Below are 17,514 nucleotides of genomic sequence, written 5' to 3'. Positions count from 1 at the left end.
CGGTTCATGCCCGATCATGGCGGCATTTCGCCTGCCGGGCCCCCCGAATATCCCTTTAACACAGAGGAAATCGTAAAATACTCTGAAATTTTTGGCAAATTTTTTATCATCGATATTCCTATAGTGGTATAGTAGAGCGCGAAATTATTCTGGAGAGATACGCCCATGGAGATACGAAGACTACGATCGCGAACACCGGAAGAGATCTGGGGACTGGCCGACCCGGAACAGCAGAGGAAGATGCGCCAGGACGCCATCGACGACGGCGATCTGGTCGAGATCACCCGGATGGGAAGGGATATAGGCATCATGATCCCCCTTGCGGTCTCGGCACGGGCTGCACAGAGCATGGTTCCGTTTCCGAACATTCCGCAGGAGACCGTTACGGAGAACCTCTGGGACACCCTTCATGCATTCAGGGCCAAAGCCCGCACGACGACCGAGGAGGAGTTCGAGTTTCAGGTCAGCCTCTACCAGAACGGCATTGTTCCCACCCTGACCTTCAAGGCTGCGGTCTCCCCGGGGGACGACGGCGAACCGGTCATCACCATCATGCTGCCGGACGAAAACTGGGAGACGATCGGGCGCGGCCACCATCATGCCACGGGAGACGCAATGCTCACCGTCGACGACGTTGCTTCGACCCTGAACTTCACCCCCGGCCGGATCCGGGAGTTCATCCGGGAGGAGCGGATTCCGGCGGTCAAGTGCGGGGGATCCTGGCGGATCAAGCGCTCGGAACTCGACCGGATCATGAACGAAGGATTCTGATCGGTCGCTCGTGGGTGCATTCATGCGCTGATGGGGTTGATCCGGCAGCAAGGCCGTATTCACCGGATCTCCCCGCCCATGCCGCAGGTAGCGGTTGACCGATCACGCCGCTGTAGCGATCTGTGCGGCACCATACCCGCGACCGCCGCCTGGTATGCCCTGGCGGTCCGATGCAGGCGCTGCCCGGTGGCCTCGGGGCCCGTGAAGCTAATATTCGTTCCTGAAACAGGTTATATATAATGATTCTTTTTATTTCCCGGGCAAGAGAAACAAACATATTTAATTTTTAGACGTAAAGGTTTCATTATGCGCATGGAGGGCCGACGAGCATTCCCGGACAGTCCATCCGCCGATCCGGCAGTCGGAATCTGTGATGTAGTGATGGTGCTGCCGGTATCCATGGATGGCGGTGTACCCGGTGACTATCGTGTATCTCTTCCGGCGTTACGTGCTCTGCTCTGTGCGATCTTCGGGACCGTATGCCTGTTCCTCCTGCTGCCCGGTGCGGGAGTACCGGGTATGCCGGCGGTTGAATCTGCATTTCCCATCGTTTTCCTGCCCGGGCTCTTTGGCCCGAACGGTTCTTCGCTCATCAGGCACTGGATGACGAAGAATACCGAAGAGAGTGATAGCAAGGACGACCCCAAACCCCCGGTCGCCGGTTTGTCCGCTGAGACACCCCCGCGCAGGCATGTCCCGGCCGACGATGGGACGAGCGTCCTCGAGAGAATCGAGAGGATCCCTGATGCCCTCCGACGGTTCGACGAACTCATCTCGCCGGGCGAGACGGCTACTGTTCCTCCCCCAACGGAGCCTTCTGCGAATGGCCCCGCAGGTCTCGCCTCCTCGGACGAACTCTATGCTCTCTCCCCCACGGAGGATCCTGCGGCAGAAGACCTCCCGGACTATTCTCTCCTGGATGACGGCATGCCCGGCGTTCCGGACGACCAGCCTGCACCGCACCCTGCCTCCTTCGGCGCCGATGAACTCAGGGAGATGCCGGGGTTTGAGGACGGAGATCTCGACCCCTTTTCCGGGCTTGCCGAACTCGATCTCTCTGAAGAAGATCTGGCGGTCGTGAACGCCTCCCCCCCTCCCATTTCTGAGGCTGCGGGGGGAGACGATGAACGCCCGATAGAGTCGCTCATCGATGACCTCGGGAGCGACGATGCCGGGGTTCGCGGACGTGCCGCCAGTGCCGTCGCAGAGCGTGGGGCCGATGCCGTGGAGCCCCTGGTCCGGGCGCTTGCTCTTGCGGGCGACGGGGAGCGATGGTGCTTCGCCGAAGCCCTTGCCCTGATCGGCGAGGAATCGATCCCTGCATTGATTGCTGCGCTCGGGGACGTCACGGCGCAGATCGGGGCGGCTGCCACGCTCGTGCGCATCGGGAGCCCCGCTGTGCCGCCTCTCATCGCAGCGCTTGCCGACGGCGACGGCGAGGTGCAGTTCGGCGCCCGCTACGCGCTCCGGGAGATCGGTGACGAAGCAATCCCCTTCCTCATCGAGGCCATCGATGCGCCTGAGCGGAGCATCCGAAGGTCGGCGGCCTCCGTTCTCCGGGAGCTCGGGTGGAAAGCCCCTGACGACGCCGGTGCAATACGCTACCTCATTGCCGACGAGGCGTGGCTCGACGTTGCGGATTACGGTGAGACCGCGATCGAGCCCCTCATCTGCATTCTGAAGTCCCCCGATAAGGGGGTGTGGTGGAACGCCGCCCGGACTCTCGGGGAGATCGGCGGGGCCGCGGTCGATCCCCTGGTCGAGCTTCTGCACGAAGCGGGCGACGAGATCCGCCCGCTGGCGGCCATGGCGCTCACGGAGATCGGTTCTCCTGCGGTCGAGCCGCTCGTCGGGCTCCTCTCTGTCCCTTCCCTTCGCAGGACTGCGGCGGGGGCTCTGGCGAAGATCGGCGAACCCGCGGTGGAGACGTGTATTCGCGCCCTGGACTCCACGGACGGGGAGGCGCAGGAGGCACTTTTACATGTTCTCGGTGCGCTCGGTGAGCCGGCGGTGCCGGCCCTGATCCAGTCTCTGACGTCCAGAAAGTCCCGCATTCGCTCTCAGGTCGCTGAAATTCTCAGCGGGATGAACTGGGAACCCTGGAGCGACTCCGAACGGGCCTGGTACCTGATCGCCCGGGAGGAGTGGATGGAACTTGCTCTGATGGGCTCACAGGCCGTTGAGCCGTTGATCCGGATGCTCAACGCCGATGACGCCCGTATACGCTGCGAGGCTGCAGCGACGCTCGGCGAGATCGGCGATCCGGCGGCGGTAGGGCCGCTCGTGAGTGTCCTCGCTGACGAGGACGTCGCCCCGGTGGCGGCGGATGCGCTTGTTGCCATTGGGGAACCGGCCGTGGCGCCCGTTCTCGAACTGCTTGAAGGCGGGGTCGGGGCCGCCAGGGAGAGCGCCGTCGAGGTTCTGGGCCGACTCGGGGCGTCTGAGGCGGTTCCGGCCATCGTCGAACTGGTCAGGGCCGGTGAAGACCATCTTCACCGAAAAGCCGTCGACGCCCTGATCGGGATCGGTGCGTCCGCGGTAGATGCCCTTATCCCTCTCCTCGGCGAGGAGGGCGACGGTCAGGGAGGAGCGGCGGCGGCGCTCGCCGGGATCGGTGAACCGGCCCTCAAACCGCTTGCCGGGGCACTCAGCAACGAGTCCTCGTCGATCCGCATGGGAGCCGCGAGGGTACTCGAGCAGCTCGGGTGGGTCCCCGAAGGGGGAACGGAGGAGATTGTCTACCTGATCGCGCTGCAGCGATGGGTGGAGGTCGTGGGTCTCGGCGCTCCCGCTGTCGATCTCCTGGTGGCGCGGTTCGGTGACCTTGACCCGGTGGTGCAGGCCGGAGCAATGAAGGCGCTCGTCGGCATCGGGGCTCCTGCAGTTCCCTCCCTGATCCTTCTGCTCGGCAGAAAGGCGCTCCGCGAGCCGGCGGAAGAGACGCTTGTCGGGATCGGCGAAGTTGCAGTGGAACCGCTGATCCAGGCCCTGAAGAAGACCCGGCTTCGCAAGACGGCCGCCGGAGTGCTTGTCCGGATCGGAAGTCCTGCGGCCGGCGCGCTCGTCCCGGTTCTCGGAGATCCCGAGATCGGACAGACCGTCGTCGGTGTCATTGAGGCGATGGGGATGGCGGCCTTCGAAGCGTTGATCGAGGCGCTCGGGAGCGACGACGCCCTGATCCGGCAGCGGGCGGGAGATCTGCTTGCCGGTCTTGGAGAGGCGGCTGCCGCCCCGCTCATCGGGGCACTGGGACACCCCGACGATACCCTCAGGCTCGGGGCGATCGATGCCCTCACCCGCCTCGGGGGCCCGGTCGTCGATCTGCTTGTGCAGGCGCTCAACGATGAACGCTACCCGGTACGGTTGGGCGCGGCAGAGGTTCTCGGCAGGACTGGATGGGAGCCGCAAACCGAGAGCGAGACCGTCAGCTACCTGATTGCGAAGGAACAGTGGACTTTCGTCGCCGGGATCGGGCCCGGTGCGGTCGAGCCGTTGATCCGGACGCTCAACGACCCCGACAGCGCAATCCAGATCGGTGCGGCGCGGGCGCTCGGGCTGATCGGGGCTCCCGCGGTCGAGAGGCTGATCTACGAGCTCCGCACCGAACAGGACGGCACGCAGAGAAAGGCGGTCGAGGCGCTCAAAATGATGGGTGAACCGGCGGTCCTGCCGCTCATCGAGGCTCTCCAGGACCGCGACTGGCAGATCCGCCTGGGTGCGGCGCGGGCGCTCGTCGGCATCGGGGATCCGGCAGTCGAACCACTGGTCAAGGCTCTCCGCGCTGCCCCCCCGACGATACGGGTGGGAGCGGCCGCGACGCTCGGCAAGATCGGGAACCCGGCGGCCATCGAACCGCTGATCGATGCGCTCCTGCACGACGACCAGCGCCTGGGGCGCGTCGTGGTGCGGGCGCTCGGCCTGATGGGCGAACCGGCGGTTCTGCCGCTCCTGCGGGTTCTCAGGGACGGGAACGAGGCGTCCCGGAAGGGTGCGGTGGCGGCACTTGTGCTGATCGACGAGCCCGCAGCACACCTGCTCCCCGGTGCGCTCGCCGATGAGCATTTCCGCGTCCGTTGCGGGGCTGCGGACGCCCTTGATCGCCTGGGCTGGTCGCCCGCGGCGGGGAAGGAATCGGTCGTCTACCTGATCGCAAAGGAGCGATGGGGCGATCTCGCCCGGGCAGGAGCGGCCGCGGTCGAACCGCTGCTCGCGGTGCTCGACGACCGCGACGACAGCATCCGGCGGCGTGCGGCGATGATCCTCGGTGAGATCGGCGACCCGCGTGCGACTCCGGGGCTCATGAGCCTCCTCCACGACGACTACTACAGCGTCCGGCGGGAGGCGGGAGCGGCGCTCATCGCCATAGGAACCCCGGCGGTGGAACTGGTCGTCTCCGCGCTCGACGACCCGGACGGCGATGTCCGGAAACGTGCGGCGGACGTGCTCGCCGAGATCGGGGATGTACGGGCGATTGCGCCCCTCGAGCGCATCTTTGACGATGAGGACTGGTACGCCCGGAAGGCCGCCGAGGATGCGGTGAAGCGGATCCGGGAGCGGCTTGCCGTATGACCCGACTATAGAGCATAAGTATCCCGTGGGGCCGCGCTCGTTTACCATCTTCTACCGGAGGCTTTACTTTCTCCTCTCGCAGGAGTTCCGGGAACGGGAGATCCCGGTCCTCAATTGTCGCCTTGACAGGATCCAGGGATTCTTCCCTTAGTTCTCGTCACCGTCAGGATTGTAGATATGTCCGGCGCCATCATGAGAGGCATGGTGAAGGGGTGGCGTTCCCTCTCCCAGATGCCTCATTGACCACCCGGAGTTCCCGACTATTTCACCGAGAGGCGAGGTGACGTTCTCCGGCATACCGCGCTCCGGGTGCGTGGAGTTCCAGATGATGGGGAAGGTGTCGTTCTCCGGCATACCGCTTCCGGGGTATCCGGTCTCAAGCGACTGCAGGATGTAGATCTCCCTCTGCATCTGGTTGTTTGCGCCCGTCAGCCCCGCGTTCTTGATCAGCACGAGGCCGCTCTCCTTATCGACGACGTAGCGTATGTCAAAACTCGTCCCGAGGTTTGCATAGTAATACACCTGTGCATTCCATTCCGTACCGGCGAGTTCCAGCGGCCCCTCAAGAACCATGAACTCGGGGCTGAAGGCAGGACTGTCGAGGTCGACCCAGAACGGTACGAGCCCCATCCCCGGGTCCCCCGGCAGGTATGACCACGAACCCGTGTACAGGATGCCCCCGTCGATGCCGCTCACCACCACCGAGTCGCCGGAATAGCCGCCCGCGGCGTCCCCGGCGGTGATCGTATCGGTCAGATACCCGAATACCCCGGTCCCCTCGTGATGCACCCACCGGTCCATCGGGTCGTCGGGTTCGATGGCGTAGTACGGGGTCAGCGCGGCCTGATACGTCACCTTCGTCCCGGGCTGCGCCCAGGCGGGCGGGGCCATGGCGGAGACCTGGCACACTATCAGCAACAGGCAACAGCCCGCCAGCAGTCTCATCGATGCTCTCATATGCTCGACCTCGGCCGGGTGTATCGGTATCCTGGTATATCAGGGTTGTGCAGATCGCCGGCAGGTGATGGGAAGAGTTTCTGTCTCCTTTCACTCGCAGGCGGCGGGAGCGCCCGCAATCCCGGCAGTTACCGGCGGACACGGTATCCGGCCGCCGTGAGAATATCGATACGGCATCGTCCCATTCGGTTCCGGAGAGCCCGTTCAGCGTCGGCTGCACCCGTTCCCAGAGCCGGCGGAGTTCGTCGGTGTCCGGTACATCACGCGCCCGGCCCTTCTGCCCTGCGAATCGAGGATGAGAAGACGCCATCAGCAGTAATCGGGGCAAATCTCGGGGTGCGTCAGGTGGACCGTGCACCATGCCTTCCCTATCTTCCTGTCAAATGCGATGTTCCTATGGAACGGAGCAGGAGGAACCCCCCGGGGTTTCGAACCTCAGGAAGGGGCATGCGTCTGGCGGTTCTACGATGCTGCTCGCATCCTCGAAGAGGGCGATCTTGTCCGGGTCGACCCGCACCTCCTTCACGTCCCCGCTGTAGGCGTTGCGGACGACGAAGGTGTGGTTGCCGCGCTCTTCGATGACCGTGTGGACGTCTCTCATGCTGCTCAGCAGCTGCCGCACTGGCAGCACCTACACGCCATGGCGACCGTCTCCCCGGATACGGGGCATTTGACGTGCGAACATGCTCGTTATCCAATCATAATCATCGCAGAAATAAAATACCCGCGGGAGAGTCGCCCGGATCAGATCTGCGTCATGCCCGGCCAGCCCGGGGTAAATAGGCTCCTGATTTACCGATGTTGTAGCCCTGCCCTCTCTTGCCGGGATTACCGGCTCTTCTGTCCCTTATGGGTTGCGAAGTAATGGCAGAGTCCTGGGATAATTACTGGATCGTGCCACTTTAATTTGGAGATTCCGGTGCGTGAAATGCAACGCCCCTTCGCGGCTTCGCGTTCTTCGCGTGAGGCCGTATCATCGCCTATAAACTGTCAGCTCACGCGAAGCCGCGAAGAACGCGAAGAACCGTTTGGTTGTGAGTTACTCCCCTTCGCGGCTTCGCGCTCTTCGCGTGAGGAGTAATAGAGAGCATCAACGCCTCACGCAAAAGGTGCGAAGGATGTGATAGGTGGCAGTGCGAGATTTATAGATTTAAGCGGCAACAAGCACTACCGGCAGAATCGGGGGGATTCGGTGAAGACTGATTACTGACTGATCGGTGCCGGATCTGCCCGGGAAACATCTAAAACAAAAATTGCATGCGAGGGGTGAGATTCGAACTCACGAACTCCTACGAGACCAGGCCCTCAACCTGGCGCCTTTGACCTGGCTTGGCAACCCTCGCTCCGGTCTTCTCTATACAATGCGGTGCAACCAGAAATATCTTGCTCCGCCGGGACCCGGTCTCCTGCGGGCGCGAGGCAGGGAACTGCTCCCTGGAGAGACCCTCCGGGCACTGGACTTCGCGGCAACGCGTGAGAGCGAAGTTGTCCCAAAACACCGTTACCGGGAGGGGGACACCCCCTCCCGGACCCTCCCCCGAGTGGCGATACCCAATGGGAAGCCGTTTCATCCCCCTGGCTCAGGATGTGGCTCAGATGGCGGATACCTGGGAATTAAGGGCTCTGGTTAGGGTATACCGAAGGTTCGGAGATCTTTTTGGGATGACCTCAGCATATTGCTATCTTCGCCCATGAACTTACGCGGAAGCACGCGGGAGAACGCGAAGAGAGGTCGATGGGTTGACCTCTCAAAGATTACCTCAATCGTTTTAGCGAAGTACTGGGCCTGTACCTGTACCCCAGCGTCCCGGAATCGTCTTCGATGCGTATTTATGCGCCCGGTTCCAACGATCCCGCATGTGGGCTGACATCTCACGGGAGTTTGCTGATTCGCCGTCCCAGGGCAGGGTTGTCCGTTTTCTGCTGGAGAACGGGTTCGGCATCAACGAAGAGGGGCGCATCGTCTGCAACGGCATCGAGATCCCCGCGACGCACATCGGCAGGGCGATCGAGACCGACCGGAGAGTCGTCGACGCCACCGCCCGCCGCATCCTCGAAAAACCCGAACTGCGCGAGGTCTTCATCCGTATGCGCGCCGCCCCCGATCTCACCCGGGTCGCCGAGGCCCTCGGCCTCTCGGTCATCACGCTCTACCCGAAGGACGCGCAACAGAAAGGGATCGTCGGCGCGGCGGTCGAAGTCCTCGTCGAGCACAACCTTTCCATCCGCCAGATCTTTGTCACCGACCCCTACCTCGCAGAGGCGCCCAGACTCGTAATGATCGTCGACGAACCGCGGATCCCGGCTTCGGTCTACGAGGAGATGCGGGCTCTTCCGCAGGTAAAACAGCTGGTTATATGAAGAGTTCCATCTCCTGCCCGAGCCGGCAGATCCGCTTCCTCTGCCTTCGCGGGAGGGCGGCTGCACGTTGCAGCCGCTCTTCGAGCGCGATGACGCGGGTTCCCTTCACCAGGTTATCCGCGTGAGCGACGATCTTCTCTTCGAGCGTACGGGGCATGCAGTCGCGCGGGACGAGGCCCAGAAGCGAAGCCTCGTCGGCCGTCAGCCCGGCCCCGATGTGCCGCTCGACGATGGCGGCGACTGCCTCGTCGAGACCGAACGACCGGCATATCTCCCCGCCCGCTTCGGCGTGACAGAGGTCATGCGTCACCCCGCGGCCGATGTCGTGGAGGAGGGCGCCGGTCTCGACCAGGTCGCGGTCAACAAGGGGATCGGATGCATAGGCGAGCGCAAGGTCGCGCACCGCCCGGCAGTGTGCGATGACTCCGTCGGAACACCCAGCCCGCCTGAGAAGATCGATGCAGTCTTCTTCACGCACTCCCGAGGCTCTCCTTGATTCTGTCGATTCTCTTCCTGAGAGCGACGGCGATGAGTTCGTTGTCGAAATGTTCGAGCATCTCCTCGCAGTTTGGACACTCGAAGTTCCAGTTCGCCGCGTCCGTGAAGGTGTAGATGACGCTGCAGTTCCTGCACATGTAAAAGTCGTTCTTCTCCTCGTAGGCAAGCCGGGCGTCAAGGTGCTCAAGCGCATCGCGAACCTGCTCCTCGATCACGTCGTGGATACGGTCGAGGCGGAGGTGCCAGAGGTAGGTGAGCCAGCCGGTCTCGGAGTTCTTCAGCCGCCGGTACTCGGCAAGGCGCCGCTCGTAGAGCGTGTAAAGGGTATGGCGGACGGTGTTGAGGTTGACCCCGGTAATCTCGGCAAGTTCCTCGTCACTGTGCTCACCATCTTCAGGGAACCGCCTGAGAAGTTCGATTCCCGCCTCCCCGATCATGCGCAGGACATAGGCGTTGATTGCCGGATCGTCCAGCAGTTCAGTGACGGATACCATGCTCAAATCTCTCCCATAACAGAATAAACGTATAAGAATTTATATGCCGCATCGATGGTTACCATACTCTGTTCTTAACCTTTAATTTACTTACCCTGCCTTCGAGGGGCGCGCTCATCTTCCGACCTGCTCCCGGACGGCCGCTGTGTTCCTCTCGAGATCGGCATACGCCTCCTCTTCCGTCTTGCCGCAGCCGTAGACGCTCACGACGGCCTGCCCCTCCTCGAACTCGGTTCCGGGCCAGGGGATATCGGCGATGCGGGGCGCAAGGTCCGAGAGGTCGGCGTCAAGCCGCATGTCCCGGTCGGCAAAGAGGATCCGCCGGACGGCGACCTGTCGGGGTGCAGGCATCGCCGCCGGGATCACCCCGCGGCAGGCGTCCATGTGCATGGCAAAGACACTTTTTCCGGTCGCCATCTCGACCGTGTCGAGCGTGGCCTGGAATCTGGGGTTGATCTCGATCGCCCAGGGTTTTTCTCCTGCAACAAAATCGATTCCGATCGAGCCCACGCACCCGCTTGCGGCGGCAATCCGCTCCGCCGCTGCGATCATCTCCCTGGTAAGGGGGTGGGAGAACGGCGTGACCGACCCGGCAAACCCGTGTGCGCTCTCCCCGTCGCCCCTGAGGATCTGCCGGTTGACTGCGATTGCCCGCGCGCACCGGCCGTCCGCGATGCAGGAGACACTCGACGGTATCCCGTCGACGAGGTCCTGCGCGATGTAGGGCACGTCCGGCCAGACCTCCTCCCACCGGCGGAGTTCCTCCTCTGCTCTCACGACTGCGTTCCTCCATCCGCCCGCTCCCCTGCGCGGCTTGATCATTGCCGGGTAACGGCCTTCCCCCGCAAGCGGCGGAACCGGCACGTCCAGCCCCTCGAAGAACCGCTGGATCTCCAGTTTGTCGAGAAACCGCTCCACCTTCGCGGGCGGCGTGCCGCAGAGCGGGATCGTCGTCCCGACGGCTTCGGCGCCTGATGCGACGACCAGCGCATCGACCGGGTGACGGGCGGCGAACTCAGCGATCTTCTCCGGGAGTTCGTCGAGTTCGTCAAACGTCAGGCAGTCCTCTGTGTACCAGCCGAGATCCCGGTCGCAGAAGTGGTCGACGGCGTAAACCATGTAGCCCGCCCGGTGGGCCGACTGCGCCACATGCCGCGTGGCGAACCCCGCAACCAGAACCCGGCCCTTCACCGCTCCACCGTCTTCTTACCTGCTTTTGCCGGCTCGATCCGGATCTTCGCGTCCGGGTACTCCCGGTTGAGTTCCTTCCCCTCGTAGAGGTGGTCGAGGAAGAGGGCGAGGCTCGATATCTCGGAGTGGGGCTGGGTGGTCACCGAGACGTTGTAGTCGGCGAGCCCGTAGATGTCGCCCGGCACCTTCTCCGCCCCCACCACGACGAGCACCCGCTCCTCTGCGCGGATCTCGTCGATGACGTCGGTCATCCGGAGCCCGTACATCGTGAGGTGGGCGACCTTGCCGCCGGCGGCTTTCCAGTCCAGGATGCACCGCCGCCACTTCACGTCGTTCTCGATGAAGAAGTCTCCTCCCCACCGGGAGGCCACGTCCGTTATGCTCCTGGCGACACCGGGATCGTCTGCGGCGAGGTACATCCCTCGGGCACCGAGCGCCCGCGCCGCGAGCCCGACGTGGGTCGTCACCCTTTGATCGCGTTCGGGCCGGTGGCCTATCCGGAGCACGGCCACTTCGGGCGCGCCGCTCATTCTTCGCTCCTTTTTGCCCGTATTACCCCGTTCTCGATGACGAACGGCAGGTCGTCTCTGGTGTGGCGACACTGGCACTCGATCAGCGATTCCTGGATCGAGAGATGGCGCACCGTATCTCCCGACCGCCTGATGAGAAGGTAGCGTTCAAGACGCTCAAGCGATGCCGTCACCACACCGGGCTCACATCCGGTGGCTGCTACCAGGTCTTCGACCGTACTGTCGCCGGTTTCGGGAATCCGGTGATATACGGCCCAGTCCAGATCTTCCTCACGCACACCTATTCTTTTTTCCGGGGAGACCGATATACTTATTCATGCACCGTTCCGGCTCTGTCGGCCGCTATCGGCGCAGTTTGCCGGTGCGAGAGATTGGAACTATCGAGGTGGGAACCGGGTATGGTCGATTATATGGAACTGGCGGAATTCGCCGACAGCCTCTTTGAGGCGAGCGACGATGACGACGAGCTTCTCGGGAAGATGCTGGATACGGTTGACGAAGAGACCCGGGGGGCGCTGCTCTCCTCTGACCTCCTCAACGCCTACCAGGTCTTTTACTACTACTTCCGGGAGACGCCGGACGAGTTGACGATGGAGCGGCTGCAGCTCCACGCCGCATCCGACCTCGCGCGGGGACTCGTCATCGACGAGGTTGATATCTACGAGGTGATCTTCTCGATGGAAGATGGGGAACCCGTCCTCCTCCTCACCGACGGCGAGAGCACGCTCGCACGGTTCAGCGGCCCGGAGGCATACGCAAAGATTGCCCGCTACATAGAGGAGTGTCTCTAGAGCGGCTGTTTGCCGGCGGTGATCAGCCGTTCGTCCACTCTTGCCCGGACGACCGGCGGGAGGTCCCCCCACCGGATCACCGCATCACCGATGACGGCAAGCACGCCCGAGATCTCCGTCTCTCCAAGACCGTCAAGGACGGAGGTGTCATCAGCCGTGATCCGGTTGCAGATCGCCGTCGCCCACGCGTCCGCGGCGACGACGTCGGGGGAGATGACCGTCACGGCGTCGGCGATGCCGAAACTGATCGACGGGCCCACCGTCGCCGATGAGGTGCAGATGCCGAGGACTCCCTCTCCTGGAGGGATCAGGAGCGCAAAACGCCCGCTCAGGGGTGATGTGCCTGCATAGATGCCGACCTTCACCTCGCGGTCGCTCACGAGGGCGATATCCCCGCCGTTGTCGACGAGGCCGAACGTCGCGCCGGCCCCGACCATCGCCTCCACTCCTGCCCGGGCTATAGCGCCCGCCACCGCCGCCATCGGCCCGACTCCCGCCTCCGTGGCCGCCCGGGCCATGCTCGCCGGTATCTCTGCAGGGTTCTTCGGGGTATACGGCTCGAACGTCGCCGAAAAATAGGGATCTATGGCAATCTGCCGCTCGACTTCCTGCCGGGCGATCAGCATGCCGGATTTCGCCGCCTCGGTCTGGCGGGGGTCGTCCGCGAGGATCGTCGCGATCGTCTGCCGGTACTCGAAATGTTCCCGGATCATCCCTGTTGCGAGAGAGCGCCGTGCGGGCACGCCTGGATGCACTTGCCGCAGAGGACGCAGCGCTCGGAGTTCACCCGGAGTTGCCACTCCTCGTCGAAGGAGAAGACCTCCTGGGGACAGATGCTGATGCAGGCCCCGCAGTCGATGCACTCCCCCTCGTCGCGGGCGATAGCGTTCTCCATCACATGAACCGAGACTCCGAGTTCCTCAAGGCGCTGCCGGATCTGGTCTGCGCTCCTGTCGGGGACGTCGATCAGCACCTCGCCGGCCATCGAGTCGATGTTGGCCTTCTCGACGTTGATGAGGACGCCGGTCTCCTTCACCACCCGGGCGATGACCGGTTCTCTGCCCGGATCGGCTCTTCCTTTCCGTGAGAACGTCAGCAGGAGTTTCATTGCCGCCGCCTCCCACCGAAGAGTTTCCCGAGATCGATCGCCGAGAGGATGCCGACTACCCGGTTCGTCGCGTCCACCACGGGAAGAGCGCTGATGTTGTTCTGCTCCAGTTTCTGGGCGGCGATGTCCACCGGTTCGTCGGGTATCGTCTTGATCACGTTCCGGGTCATGATATCTCTCACCTGACGGAGGCGTCCGTCGTTCACCACCGCCTTCGAGACGTCGTAGGTGGTGATGATCCCGACCAGCGTGCCATTGCCGTCGAGGACCGGGAGATGGTTCGTCTCGCCCCGGAGCAGCCGCTTTGCCGCCACCCGGATCTCCTCGTCCTCCGTGATGCTGATCACCTGCCGGTTCATGATGTCGCGGACGCGGGGGGTGACGGCAGTCTCCCGCATCGGCCTTCCACGTTTCGTCGGGTCGATCCGGCGGGTGGGAAGGGCAAGCTCCATCTTCCCCGCCTCGATCCGTGCCTTGAGTTCCTGCGCAACCGCCCGGGCCCCCCGGTAACTGGAGAGCGGCGACGTCCGGACGGTCTCACCGTCGATCTCGACCGATCCGCTCTTCAAGTCGGCATAGCTGACCCTCGCAAGCGACGGCCGGTCGCGCCGGGGCGTGCCGTAATCAATGATCTCGGTCAGGATATCCTCGTCACGCACCGCGGTGCTCCGGACGATCCCGGTATCGAGCACCGGAATCGGGACGCCGACGCCGAGATACAGCGTCACCCCGTAACCGTTCATCACCGCCGCACGCAGGAACTCCTGGTGCATCTGCTTCATGTCCCCGGTCACCATCAGTGTCCCGAATCCGCCTCCGGCGGAGTGCTGTGTCCCCTCGCCGACGATCATACCTTCCGCACCGGCAAGGAAGATCGGGACGCCGCTCCCGATGACCCGGAATTCGGGGTCGTTTACGAGCGGGGAGAGGGTCCCCGCGCCGGAGTAGGAGACGTTGCCGCACCGCGGGAGGAGGGTGCCCATGTAGGTGTTGAGCGTCCGATCGGTGGTGTTCGAGGCTGCGTTGTAGCGCTGGTAGGAGTTCCTCGGGTTGACCATGATCGCCTGGTTCATATCCTCGAGCAGCAGCTCGGTCGTGATGCTCCGGCGCGGGTAGCAGTCGGTCCCGTGGGAGGTTGCCCGCAGTTCGACGGTGCCTCCCGCGACGAGTTCCTCGAGGACGTGGGCGCCGCCGTAGACCTGGTCCCTGGACACGGCCTCCTGGGTTGCGCCCAGGTAGGCGTCGACCGCTGCAATTCCCGCGTAGGCCTCAACGTCGTTGAGCCATACATGTTCCATCCGGATGGGGGGGTCGGCGTGCCCGAAGTTGAAGAAGGCACCGGAAGAGCACATTGCCCCGAACGTCCCGGTCGTGACGACGTCGACCTCCGCCAGTGCCCCTTCCTCTCCCAGTTCGTCGACGATGCCCGGCATCTCGTCGGCGGTGACAACTCGTGCACTACCGTCGCGTATCCGGGCATTGATGAGATCGAGGGACTTTTCCATGGTCGTATATTCTCTTTCAGAATATTTATAGGTGTTGATTATTACTTTAGGTAATATCATGCCGGGATATGCGTGCATCCAGGCAGGTTCTGTCCGGTATAACCTCCGGGAGAAGCGTAGCGGGGGTCTGTTGGATTTTGCGCCAAAAAAGGATGGATTTTTTGTGTTCAGTCCCGTCTACGGAGCGCGACGGAAAGCCCGAGGATCCCGAGCGCGCCTATCACGGCGAAGGGCGCCACGCCTGCGTGGGGGGCCTCTGTCGGCACGGGCGAGAGCGAGGCCGAGGCCGAGGCGGTGCTTCCGGCGCCGACCTGAACGGTGGTCGCCCAGTCGCCGTAGCCGCTGAGCGCTACCCTGACCGCGTGGGTGCCGGTGGCAACGCCGTCGACGGTCAGCGGGGTGATGCCCTTATAGGCGTTGTCGATGTAGACCTCGGCCCCCGACGGGGAGGAGGTGACCGAGATCGAGCCGGTTGTGGTCGACTGGCCGGGCTGGAGCGTCGCGGTGACGTGGCTCGTGGTCGCGGCGCTGACGCTGACCGACGTCGTGTAGTCCTGGTAGCCGGAGAGGGCTACCCTCATCGTGTGGGAGCCGACCGGGACGTTCGATATCGTGTAGACTCCGGCCGCGGGTGTCTTACCCTGGTACCTGTTGTCGAGGAAGACATCCGCGCCTGCCGGGTAGGAGACCACGTCGATGACGCCGGCGGTCTCGGAGGGGATGGAGGTGAGGTGCGCGTTGACGTAACTGGTCACGCCGGGGCTCACGGTCACGGTCGACCTCCAGTCATAGTAGTTGGCTAGATCGAGCTCGATGTTGTGTTTCGCTGCCGAGACGCTGGAGAGCGTCAGGGGTGTCCGGCCCTTGTAGACCCCGTCCATGTAGACGTATGCACCGGAGGGGCTGGAGGTGACCTTGATCGCCCCGTACTGCTCTATCGGGGTCAGGGTGAACTGGATGTTCGACTGCTGCCCAGCCCTGACCGTCACCGTGCTCAGATCAGACCGGTAGCCCGAGCGTTCGGCTTCAAGAGTGTAGGTGCCGGGGGAGAGGCTCTGAATCGTGAGCGGTGCCGTGCCCCGGTAGTTCCCGTTCAGGTAGATCGCAGCGCCGGAGGGGCTTGACGTGACGTGGATCGAACCGGCGGTCTCGACCGGTTGCAGCGTCGCGTAGACGTCTCTGGTCTCGCCTGCTGCGGGACTCGACGGCAGGTTGGCGGAGTAGGCCTGATAGCCGCTCTTCTCGACCCGGATGGTGTTGTAGGGCGCCCCGGTGGTGTAGACCGGGACGTCGAGCGTTCCTCCGTAGGTGGTACCCTGGTACTGCCCGTCAAAGTAGACGTTGGCACCGTCGATGTTGCAGTGGATGCGGTACCACGCCTGGTCTCCTCCCATCTGTGCGGATACGGCCGGAATGCCAGCGCAGAGAACGAGGAGCGTCATTCCTATGATAAGATTCCTCAGCATGTTCAGTCTCCAAAAGATAATAATCGGATCTCGGTTTTTCAGGGAAATAATTATTTCTATTTTATCTACTCCATGTCTATTGCCCTTATAGGATAATGGCCCGTTTACTCCCGGGATATGCAAAATGTTCCTGAGTATGAAATGTATTTGACGGGGGGGGAACCGGGTCCGGGGACGGCTTCCTCATCCACCCTTTTTATTCTGTGAGGTTCATACGGGGTACCATATGGATATCCGGAGGTTTATCGCCGCGCTGGAGCAGGTCGCTCCACCTGATCTGGCCGAAGAATATGACGCCGGGAAGATCGGTCTCGTCGTCGAGGGAAAAGATGAGATCGCGACCGTCTGCACTGCGCTCGATGCCACGCAGAGGGTGGTGGAGGCTGCAGTCCGTGCCGGAGCGGATATGCTGGTCGTCCACCACCCCCCCATCTGGAACCCGATCACGGCGGTTCGGGGCCCGATCTCGCACCTTCTCCGGGTCGTCCTCTCCGCCGACATGAACCTCTACGTGATGCACACGAACTTCGACCATGCGGAGGGCGGCGTCAACGACGTCCTGGCGGCGAAACTCGGCCTTCTCCGGTGCGAGCGGATGACCGCCGGCCTCGTCGGCGACTGCTCCCTCGATGCCGGAGAGATCACCCGCCGCCTCCCTGGCGGAGGGATCCGGGTCTACGGCGAAGTGGGAACGATCCGCCGCCTCGCCGTCGTGGGCGGGAGCGGGTTTGACCCCGACCTGATCGGGGAAGCCGTCGACCTCGGGGCGGAGGCGTTCCTCTCGGCGGAACTGAAGCACAGCGTAGCCCGTGCATCGCCCATCCCCTGCCTCGAAGCCACCCATTACGCGCTCGAAGCCCCGGCCATGGAGGCTCTCGCGTCCCGCATGGGGTGGCATTATATCCCTGATCCGCCACACGTAGTGGTAGTTCCATGAGGGGTCTCTGGCAGAAGATGGAGCATGACCGGGCGCTGACGCCGGAGTTCCGCGCCTGCATCAAGCGTGTCTACGGCGAGCGAGGGAGAAAGGCGCTCGAGGCTGTCGACGCAGGGCAGGTGAAACGTTACCTGGATTTCTTCGTCGTGGTGGGTCGGAGCAGCGAGTATATCGTCGAAGAGGACTTCTGCACATGCAGCGATTTCCTTTTCCGGGGGCGCGAATGCTGGCACATTCTTGCGGTGCGCATCGCCGAGAGGACGGGATTATATGAATCCTACGACCTCTGGTATCAAGATGCATGGAAAGTATGAATATCCTGCACAAACAACTATA

Annotated in this window: 17 protein-coding genes and 1 tRNA gene; 6 read left to right on the top strand and 12 right to left on the bottom strand. The window is 63.1% G+C overall.

Annotation, left to right across the window (positions count from 1 at the left end; genetic code table 11):
- Positions 1–165 precede the first annotated feature (165 nt).
- Both FKB36_RS06940 and FKB36_RS06935 read left to right on the top strand, forming a co-directional pair.
- Positions 166–771, top strand: coding sequence for a helix-turn-helix domain-containing protein (locus FKB36_RS06940; RefSeq protein ID WP_261597327.1), 606 nt, complete (start codon positions 166–168; stop codon positions 769–771).
- A gap of 519 nt (positions 772–1,290) precedes the next feature.
- Positions 1,291–5,340, top strand: coding sequence for a HEAT repeat domain-containing protein (locus tag FKB36_RS06935; RefSeq protein WP_261597326.1), 4,050 nt, complete (start codon positions 1,291–1,293; stop codon positions 5,338–5,340).
- 147 nt (positions 5,341–5,487) lie between these two features.
- Here FKB36_RS06935 and FKB36_RS06930 read toward each other — a convergent pair whose 3' ends face one another.
- From FKB36_RS06930 to FKB36_RS06920, 3 genes are all read right to left on the bottom strand, one after another.
- Positions 5,488–6,297: a hypothetical protein gene (locus FKB36_RS06930; protein WP_261597325.1), complete on the bottom strand. Its 810-nt coding sequence runs from the start codon at positions 6,295–6,297 to the stop codon at positions 5,488–5,490.
- Positions 6,298–6,691: 394 nt separating this feature from the next.
- Complete coding sequence (locus FKB36_RS06925; RefSeq protein ID WP_261597323.1) at positions 6,692–6,898, bottom strand: hypothetical protein; 207 nt, start codon at positions 6,896–6,898, stop codon at positions 6,692–6,694.
- A gap of 657 nt (positions 6,899–7,555) precedes the next feature.
- Positions 7,556–7,640 (bottom strand) — tRNA-Leu (locus tag FKB36_RS06920).
- A 514-nt stretch (positions 7,641–8,154) separates the two neighbouring features.
- On the opposite strand from FKB36_RS06920, the gene FKB36_RS06915 reads away from it, so the two are divergent.
- Positions 8,155–8,658, top strand: coding sequence for a regulator of amino acid metabolism, contains ACT domain protein (locus FKB36_RS06915; RefSeq protein ID WP_261597322.1), 504 nt, complete (start codon positions 8,155–8,157; stop codon positions 8,656–8,658).
- Here FKB36_RS06915 and FKB36_RS06910 read toward each other — a convergent pair.
- From FKB36_RS06910 to FKB36_RS06890, 5 genes are all read right to left on the bottom strand, one after another.
- Positions 8,651–9,136, bottom strand: coding sequence for an HDIG domain-containing metalloprotein (locus FKB36_RS06910; RefSeq protein WP_261597321.1), 486 nt, complete (start codon positions 9,134–9,136; stop codon positions 8,651–8,653). The two genes, FKB36_RS06915 and FKB36_RS06910, sit on opposite strands and share 8 nt — an antisense overlap.
- Entirely contained in the window at positions 9,129–9,650 is a 522-nt protein-coding gene (locus FKB36_RS06905; protein ID WP_261597320.1) for a transcription factor, read from the bottom strand. The genes FKB36_RS06910 and FKB36_RS06905 overlap by 8 nt, the downstream gene beginning before the upstream one ends.
- Positions 9,651–9,764: 114 nt before the next feature.
- Positions 9,765–10,841 carry an ATP-grasp domain-containing protein gene (locus FKB36_RS06900; protein ID WP_261597319.1) on the bottom strand — a complete coding sequence of 359 codons (1,077 nt, stop codon included), beginning with the start codon at positions 10,839–10,841 and terminating at the stop codon, positions 9,765–9,767.
- A complete protein-coding gene (locus tag FKB36_RS06895) occupies positions 10,838–11,371 on the bottom strand; it encodes a tRNA (cytidine(56)-2'-O)-methyltransferase (RefSeq protein ID WP_261597318.1) in 534 nt (177 codons plus the stop codon). Before FKB36_RS06895 ends, FKB36_RS06900 begins: the two co-directional genes overlap by 4 nt.
- Positions 11,368–11,649 (bottom strand): MarR family transcriptional regulator, encoded by a 282-nt coding sequence (locus FKB36_RS06890; RefSeq protein ID WP_261597317.1) that lies wholly within the window; start codon positions 11,647–11,649, stop codon positions 11,368–11,370. The genes FKB36_RS06895 and FKB36_RS06890 overlap by 4 nt, the downstream gene beginning before the upstream one ends.
- Positions 11,650–11,769: 120 nt before the next feature.
- Between FKB36_RS06890 and FKB36_RS06885 the strand changes: the two genes are divergently transcribed.
- Positions 11,770–12,162, top strand: coding sequence for a hypothetical protein (locus tag FKB36_RS06885; protein ID WP_261597316.1), 393 nt, complete (start codon positions 11,770–11,772; stop codon positions 12,160–12,162).
- Here FKB36_RS06885 and FKB36_RS06880 read toward each other — a convergent pair.
- From FKB36_RS06880 to FKB36_RS06865, 4 genes are all read right to left on the bottom strand, one after another.
- Complete coding sequence (locus FKB36_RS06880) at positions 12,159–12,875, bottom strand: UPF0280 family protein (protein ID WP_261597543.1); 717 nt, start codon at positions 12,873–12,875, stop codon at positions 12,159–12,161. The two genes, FKB36_RS06885 and FKB36_RS06880, sit on opposite strands and share 4 nt — an antisense overlap.
- Positions 12,872–13,270, bottom strand: a complete 399-nt coding sequence (locus FKB36_RS06875) for a 4Fe-4S dicluster domain-containing protein (protein WP_261597315.1) — start codon at positions 13,268–13,270, stop codon at positions 12,872–12,874. The genes FKB36_RS06880 and FKB36_RS06875 overlap by 4 nt, the downstream gene beginning before the upstream one ends.
- A complete protein-coding gene (locus FKB36_RS06870; RefSeq protein ID WP_261597314.1) occupies positions 13,267–14,775 on the bottom strand; it encodes a homocysteine biosynthesis protein in 1,509 nt (502 codons plus the stop codon). The genes FKB36_RS06875 and FKB36_RS06870 overlap by 4 nt, the downstream gene beginning before the upstream one ends.
- A gap of 167 nt (positions 14,776–14,942) precedes the next feature.
- Entirely contained in the window at positions 14,943–16,241 is a 1,299-nt protein-coding gene (locus FKB36_RS06865; protein WP_261597313.1) for a PEGA domain-containing protein, read from the bottom strand.
- 226 nt (positions 16,242–16,467) lie between these two features.
- On the opposite strand from FKB36_RS06865, the gene FKB36_RS06860 reads away from it, so the two are divergent.
- Positions 16,468–17,178: a Nif3-like dinuclear metal center hexameric protein gene (locus tag FKB36_RS06860; RefSeq protein ID WP_261597312.1), complete on the top strand. Its 711-nt coding sequence runs from the start codon at positions 16,468–16,470 to the stop codon at positions 17,176–17,178.
- Positions 17,175–17,492 carry an SWIM zinc finger family protein gene (locus tag FKB36_RS06855; RefSeq protein ID WP_261597311.1) on the top strand — a complete coding sequence of 106 codons (318 nt, stop codon included), beginning with the start codon at positions 17,175–17,177 and terminating at the stop codon, positions 17,490–17,492. Before FKB36_RS06860 ends, FKB36_RS06855 begins: the two co-directional genes overlap by 4 nt.
- The last annotated feature ends 22 nt before the right edge of the window (positions 17,493–17,514 follow it).

The organism is Methanoculleus formosensis (genome assembly GCF_025384765.1).
Taxonomy (GTDB): Archaea; Halobacteriota; Methanomicrobia; order Methanomicrobiales; family Methanoculleaceae; genus Methanoculleus; species Methanoculleus formosensis.
Note: the sequence above shows the minus strand (reverse complement) of the source record. Positions and strands in the feature narration are given on the sequence as shown.